The organism is Roseateles sp. GW823-FHT07B05 (genome assembly GCF_058794515.1).
In genome coordinates this window covers 1039260-1046102 of the sequence record NZ_JBXAGX010000001.1, presented here as the reverse complement: position 1 = coordinate 1046102, position 6843 = coordinate 1039260, and the positions used below count along the sequence as shown (strand labels likewise).

Here is a 6843-nt window from a genome sequence, read left to right as displayed (position 1 = left end):
TCGGCCACACTCCGCACTCAACCGCCAGCCACCCATGAGCCGCATCCCGGCCATGAACAACCTACTGGAACTCAACAGCTAGTCGCGTCCAGGTAGAACTTGCGCCACCAAGCAGCAATGCGTTCGCTGGTGCGCAGGAATGTCATCGCCATGCGCTTCCAGGCTGAATGGCGGGAGCAGCCCCTTCTCATCGGCGATCTTGACCGCCTTGTCGGCTGGCCTTCAGCTGCTCGATGGCGGTATCGGTGAGGGCCATGGGGAGCTCCATCGGACGCTGGAGGAAAAGTACCCCCAGCTCGGCAAGGCCGTACCCCCAAAACTACCCCCAACGAAGCTTGGCTGCAAACGCAGCTTCGTGGATGGCCAAAGACAAAAAAGCCCGTCTCCACTGGGGAAAACGGGCTTTCAGGGTTCTTTGCGAGGCGTCTTGGGACGCCCTAGAACGTGTACTTGGCGGAGTCGGAGGGATTCGAACCCTCGATGCAGGTTTTGCCCACATACTCCCTTAGCAGGGGAGCACCTTCGGCCACTCGGTCACGACTCCAGCACAGCCGTGCATTCTATACCAGCGCGGAGCACTCTCGGAGAAAAATCAGGCCGAAGCCGTTTCCTGGTCCAGATCGAAGGCCTTGTGCAGCGCGCGCACGGCCAGTTCCATGTACTTCTCGTCGATGACGACGCTGGTCTTGATCTCGCTCGTCGAGATCATCTGGATGTTGATGCCCTCTTCCGACAGCGCGCGGAACATCTTGCTGGCCACGCCGACATGCGAGCGCATGCCGATGCCGACGATGGAGACCTTGCAGATCTTCGGGTCGCCCGCGACCTTGGCCGCGTTGGTGGCCGGGCCCACGGTGTTCTGCAGCAGCTCCATCGTGCGCGCGTAGTCGTTGCGGTGCACGGTGAAGGAGAAGTCAGTCTTGCCGTCGTGGGAGACGTTCTGGATGATGACGTCGATGTCGATGTTGGCCTCGGCCACGGGGCCCAGGATCTGGAAGGCGATGCCGGGCTTGTCGGGCACGCCCAGCAGCGTCACCTTGGCCTCGTCACGGTTGAAGGCAATGCCCGAAACGACGGCTTGTTCCATGTTCTCGTCCTCTTGTTCGAAAGTGATCAGCGTGCCGGAGGCGGCCTCTTCGGTGATGTCGATGTCCCACGGCGTGAAGCTGGACAGCACGCGCAGCGGCACGCGGTACTTGCCGGCGAATTCCACCGAGCGGATCTGCAGGATCTTGGAGCCCAGCGAGGCCATCTCCAGCATTTCTTCAAAGGTGATGGTGCTGAGACGGCGCGCCTCGGGCACCACGCGCGGGTCGGTCGTGTAGACGCCGTCCACGTCGGTGTAGATCAGGCATTCCGCGGCCTTCATCGCCGCGGCGATCGCCACGGCCGATGTGTCGGAGCCACCACGGCCCAGCGTCGTGATGTGGCCTTCGGGGTCGATGCCCTGGAAGCCCGTGATGACGACGACCTTGCCGGCGGCCAGGTCGGCGCGCACGCGCTTGTCGTCGATGCTTTCGATGCGGGCCTTGGTGTAGGACGAATCGGTGGCCACGGGCACCTGCCAACCGGCGTAGCTGACCGACTCCAGCCCTTCGGCCTGCAGTGCGATGGCCAGCAGGCCGACGGAGACCTGCTCGCCGGTGGCGGCAATCGCGTCCAGCTCGCGCGCCAGCGCCGGCGTGTGCCTGGCCGGCGACAGCTCCTTGGCCAGGCCCAGCAGGCGGTTGGTTTCGCCGCTCATGGCCGAGGGCACGACCACCATCTGGTGGCCGGCACGCACCCATTTGGCGACGCGCTTGGCGACGTTGCGGATGCGATCGGTGGACCCCATCGAGGTGCCGCCGTACTTGTGGACGATCAGAGCCATGTGTTTCGCGAAGGCTGAAGACGGAGCTGCCGGGACGGCACGCTCGCAAACCCCTGATTTTATGCAGCTGCGTCGGTTCCGCCTTCGCGCTGAGGCAAGGCGGAGTCGTCCAGCCAGCGTAAAGACAGCTGCAGCTCATCTTTTTCGGCGAAGGCACGGGCATCCATACCCAGCCCGGCGATGGCGACGAGCCGCTCCGTGGCGTCAAACAGCAGCGGACCGCCGCGGCGCCAGGGGGGCAGGCCGGCCTCCTGGCAGGCCTTCTTCAGGCTGCGCAGCGCGGAGGCCGGCTCGCGCTGGAACTGCTCGGCACCGGCGCGCGCACGCTGGGTCAGGCCGGCCAACCGCGACAGCGCAATGCCGGGCGAACCCGGCTCGACCAGCCAGCCACCGCCCCAGCCAGGCTGAGGATGGAAGCCCGGCAGGCTGAGGTCAACCTGCGAGGCCCCAGGAAGCTCTTCGGCCGCCGCCTGCCAGTACAGCCCGTCGCGATAGGCGTGCAAGGCGCCTCCAGGCGCGGGCCAGCACAGCGTGGCGCCTGGCCGCCACTCCGTCAGCAGACGCTCGACAAGGCTGGCCGGTGCGGCCGTGTGCCGTGCAAGCCAGGCCCGCAGCGCATTGCTGGCACGGGCGGGAGACAAAGCGGCCAACGCCGCCAGATCCAGGCGTTCGGATGTCGCCAGGCTCGCCAGATCCGCCGCGGCGACTTCGGCCGCCAGCGCCTCGGCCTGCTGGGCCCAGCGCGCCGCCTGCGCCAGCCCCGCTTCCGCGCTGGGGAATGCCGGCCACAGCGCCTGCCGCAGCCGGTTGCGGGCGTAGCGGCCGTCGGCGTTGCTGGGGTCGTCGATCCAGCGCAGCCCGTGCTGCTCGGCATAGGCCTGGATCACGTCGCGCGGCTGATCCAGCCACGGTCGCGCCCAGCAGATGCCGTCGCGCCATTGCGCCTTCGGCATGCCCGCCAGGCCCGCCGTGCCCGCGCCGCGCATGGCCTGCAGCAGGAAGGTCTCGGCCTGGTCGCGGCGGTGGTGGGCCAACAGCAGCAGGTCGGCCCCAGCTGCGGCGGCCATGTCGTGCAGCGCGCGGTGCCGGCCCGCGCGGGCCCAGGCCTCGATGCTGTCGCCACGCCGGGGCGAACCGCTCAGCCGCGTGCAGGCAAAGGTGGCGCCAAACTGACGCGCCACCTGCTCGCAGTGGGCTGCCCAGTCGTCGGCCTGCGGTTGCAGGCCATGGTGAACATGCAGCGCCAGCACGCGCGCCCCCGTGCGGGTGGCGGCGTGCAGCAGCGCGGTGGAGTCGAGGCCGCCGCTGAAGGCGACCGCGACCAACTCGGGTTCAGCGATTCTTGGTGTCGCTGAAGCGGCCATAGGCCTGGACGCGCTCGTAGCGGCGGTCCAGCAGCTCGCGGGTCTTGAGGTCGCTGACCTGGCGCAGCGCGTCAGACAGCGCGCGCTTCAGGTTGGACGCCATCTGCTTGGCGTCGCGGTGGGCGCCGCCCACGGGCTCGCTGACGATCTTGTCGATCAGGCCCAGCGCCTTCAGGCGGTGCGCCGTGATGCCCAGCGCATCGGCGGCGTCGGAGGCACGCTCGCTGCTCTTCCACAGGATGGACGCGCAGCCTTCTGGCGAGATGACGGAATAGGCAGCGAACTGCAGCATCAGCACCTGATCGGCCACGCCGATGGCGAGCGCCCCGCCGGAGCCGCCTTCACCGATGACGGTGGCGATGATGGGCACTTCGAGCTGCGCCATCTCGAGGATGTTGCGGCCGATGGCCTCGGACTGGCCGCGCTCCTCGGCACCGATGCCGGGGTAGGCGCCCATGGTGTCAATGAACGTGAAGACCGGAAGGCCGAACTTCTCGGCCAGCTTCATCAGGCGCAGCGCCTTGCGATAGCCCTCGGGGCGCGGCATGCCGAAGTTGCGCAGCGTGCGCTCTTTCGCGTCAGCGCCGCGCTGGTGGCCGATGACCATGCAGGCCTGGCCGTTGAAGCGCGCGATGCCGCCGACGATGGCGGCGTCGTCCGCGAAATGGCGATCGCCGTGCAGCTCCTGGAACTCGGTGAAGACTTCCGAGCAGTAGTCCAGCGTCTGCGGGCGCTGCGGGTGGCGGGCGATCTGGTAGACCTGCCAGGGCGCGACGTTGGAGTAGACCTCCTTCGTCAGCTGCTGGCTTTTCTTGGAGAGGCGGTCGATCTCCTCGGAGATGTCGACGGCCGACTCGCTCTGCACATAGCGCAGTTCTTCGATCTTGGTCTCGAGTTCAGCGATCGGCTGCTCAAATTCCAGGAAGTGTTTTTTGCTCATCAGTAGTCCACAGGTAGCGGATCGAGGCTGCGCCAAATGTACCAAACGGCCACGGACCGGTACGGCGCCCAGGCGTCGCCCACCTCGCGGGCTTCGGCACGGGAAACAGGCTCGCCGGAGAAGTAATTGAGGCTGATGCCCTTGAGCAGGCCGACGTCGTCCAGCGGCATGACGTTGGGGCGCATCAGGTGGAAGATCAGGAACATTTCGGCCGTCCAGCGGCCGATGCCGCGGATGGCAACCAGCTCCTCGATGATGGCCTCGTCGTCCATCTGCGCCCACTGGCGCACATGGACCTGGCCGGTGCTGAAGTGCTCCGCCAGGTCGCGCAGGTACTCGACCTTGCGCGCCGACAGGCCGGCCGCGCGCTGCGCGTCGACGTCCAGTGCCAGCACGGCGGCAGGCTGGAACTTCGGCGTCAGCGCCACCCACTTGTGCCAGACCGACTGCGCGGCCTTCACGGAGATCTGCTGACCGACGATGGAGCGCGCCAGCGTGGCGAACGCATCGCCGCGGCTCTGCAGGCGGGCCTCGCCGAACTGCGGAATCAGCTTCTTCATGACCCGGTCGCGCTTGACCAGGTGCTTGCAGGCTTCGTCCCAGTACGCCGGGACGACTTCGGAGACGGCCGCCATCAGCTCTTCACCCAGGTCGTGCCGCCGGCACCGTCCTTCAGCGTGATGCCCTTGGCCGACAGCTCGGCGCGGATGGCGTCGGCACCGGCGAAGTCCTTCGCGGCCTTGGCGGCGGCACGCGCGGCGATGCGTTCATCGATCCAGGCCGTGTCATCGCCGCCGGAACCGCCCTGCAGGTAGGCGCGCGGCGCCTGCTGCAGCACGCCCAGCACGCCGGCCAGCGCCTTCAGCAAGCCGGCCTTCTGCGGCGAGCGGTCGCGGTTGACCTCGTTGACGAGGTCGAACAGCACGGCCACGGCGCCCGGGGTGCCGAAGTCCTCGTCCATCGCGGCCTTGAAGGCTGCGGCGCTGGGCTCGTTCCAGTCGATGACGACGTCGGCGGGGGGCACCGCGTCCAGCGCCGTGTACAGGCGCGTCAGCGCCGTGCGGGCGTCTTCCAGGTGCGAGTCGCTGAAGTTGAACGGCCGGCGGTAGTGCGTGCGCAGCATGAAGAAGCGCAGCGTCTCGCCGTCGAACTTCTTCAGCACGTCGCGAATGGTGAAGAAGTTGCCCAGGCTCTTGGACATCTTCTCGCCGTCGACGTTCAGGAAGCCGTTGTGCAGCCAGTAGGTCGCGAAGTCGTAGCCGGCGCCCTCGCTCTGCGCGATCTCGTTCTCGTGGTGCGGGAACTGCAGGTCGGCGCCGCCGCCGTGGATGTCGAAGCTCTCGCCGAGCAGCGCGCAGCTCATCGCCGAGCACTCGATGTGCCAGCCCGGGCGCCCCTCGCCGAAGGGCGCGGCCCACTTGGCGTCGGCCGGCTCCTCGGCCTTGGCGGCCTTCCAGAGTACGAAGTCCAGCGGGTCCAGCTTGCCGTCATCCACCGCCACGCGCTCGCCGGCGCGCAGGTCATCGAGGCTCTTGCCGCTGAGCTTGCCGTAGCCGTCGAACTTGCGCACCGCGTAGTTCACGTCGCCGCCTTCGGCCCGGTAGGCCAGGCCGCGCGCTTCCAGGCGCTCGATCAGCGACAGCATCTGCGGCACGTACTCGGTCGCGCGCGGCTCGTGGTCGGGGCGCAGCAGGCCGACGGCGGCGAAGTCCTCGTGCATCGCGGCCGTCATCTCCTCGGTGAGCTGGCGGATCGTGATGCCACGCTCGACGGCGCGCCTGATGATCTTGTCGTCGATGTCCGTCACGTTGCGCACATAGGTGACGGCATAGCCGCTGGCGCGCAGCCAGCGGTAGATGACGTCGAACGCCATGTTCATGCGCAGATGCCCCATGTGGCACAAGTCGTAGACCGTGATGCCGCACACGTACATGCGCACCTGGCCAGGCACGAGCGGCTTGAAGTCTTCGAGGGTGCGGCTGAGGGAGTTGTGGACGCGCAGGGACATGTGAGACGGGAACAGGGGGCAGGCGCCCACCAACAAGAAGCCCCGCACCGGGACCGCCCAGGCGGGGCTCATAGAATGATTTCCAGTATAGCGGCCACCCCTTTTGCCGCTCCCCGCTACAACCCTCATGCGCCTGCCCCTCCCCACCCTGGTGCTGCCCGTCGTGCTGAGCCTCGCGCTCGCCGCCGCCCCAGCCCGAGCCGACGACCTGACCAGTGCCCAACGCCTGTGGCTGGCCGGCCAGAAGACCCAGGCCGTCGAACAGGTCGAGCAGGCGCTGAGCCGCACGCCCGACGACCTGCAACTGCGCTTCGCGCTGGGCGTCATGCGCATGGAGCTGGGCGACCGCGCCAAGGCCGCGGCCCTCTTCACGCGGCTGACGCAGGACTTCCCCGACCTGGCTGACCCCTACAACAACCTCGCCGTGCTGCACGCCGCCGCGGGCGAGCTGGATGAAGCCCAGGCCGCGCTGCAACAGGCGCTGCGGCTGCAGCCCGACCATGCGCAGGCACAGGAGAACCTCGGCGACGTGCTGCTGCGACTGGCGCTGCGCGCCTACCAGCGCGCGCAGAAGGTCTCGCTGATGCCCAGCGACGCGCTGGCCGGCAAGATCAGCCGCACGCTGGCGCTGACCGCCAATCTCTCCAGGACCCGCTGACCC

Annotated in this window: 6 protein-coding genes and 1 tRNA gene; 1 reads left to right on the top strand and 6 read right to left on the bottom strand. The window is 67.9% G+C overall.

What is annotated here, in order from left to right; translation table 11 throughout:
- Positions 1-451 precede the first annotated feature (451 nt).
- The 6 genes from AC1Q7O_RS04315 to cysS form a co-directional block, all read right to left on the bottom strand.
- A tRNA-Ser gene (locus AC1Q7O_RS04315) sits at positions 452-544 on the bottom strand.
- 48 nt (positions 545-592) lie between these two features.
- A complete protein-coding gene (locus AC1Q7O_RS04310; protein ID WP_492659233.1) occupies positions 593-1870 on the bottom strand; it encodes an aspartate kinase in 1278 nt (425 codons plus the stop codon).
- Between the two features lie 59 nt (positions 1871-1929).
- On the bottom strand, positions 1930-3195 hold the full coding sequence (tilS, locus tag AC1Q7O_RS04305; protein WP_492659232.1) for a tRNA lysidine(34) synthetase TilS: 1266 nt from the start codon (positions 3193-3195) through the stop codon (positions 1930-1932).
- Between the two features lie 7 nt (positions 3196-3202).
- Positions 3203-4174, bottom strand: a complete 972-nt coding sequence (locus AC1Q7O_RS04300; protein ID WP_492659231.1) for an acetyl-CoA carboxylase carboxyltransferase subunit alpha — start codon at positions 4172-4174, stop codon at positions 3203-3205.
- Positions 4174-4809, bottom strand: coding sequence for a DNA-3-methyladenine glycosylase family protein (locus tag AC1Q7O_RS04295; protein WP_492659230.1), 636 nt, complete (start codon positions 4807-4809; stop codon positions 4174-4176). Before AC1Q7O_RS04295 ends, AC1Q7O_RS04300 begins: the two co-directional genes overlap by 1 nt.
- A complete protein-coding gene (gene cysS, locus AC1Q7O_RS04290; RefSeq protein ID WP_492659229.1) occupies positions 4809-6182 on the bottom strand; it encodes a cysteine--tRNA ligase in 1374 nt (457 codons plus the stop codon). Before cysS ends, AC1Q7O_RS04295 begins: the two co-directional genes overlap by 1 nt.
- A gap of 127 nt (positions 6183-6309) precedes the next feature.
- Here cysS and AC1Q7O_RS04285 point away from each other — a divergent pair, with 127 nt between their 5' ends.
- A complete protein-coding gene (locus AC1Q7O_RS04285) occupies positions 6310-6840 on the top strand; it encodes a tetratricopeptide repeat protein (RefSeq protein WP_492659228.1) in 531 nt (176 codons plus the stop codon).
- Positions 6841-6843 lie beyond the last annotated feature (3 nt).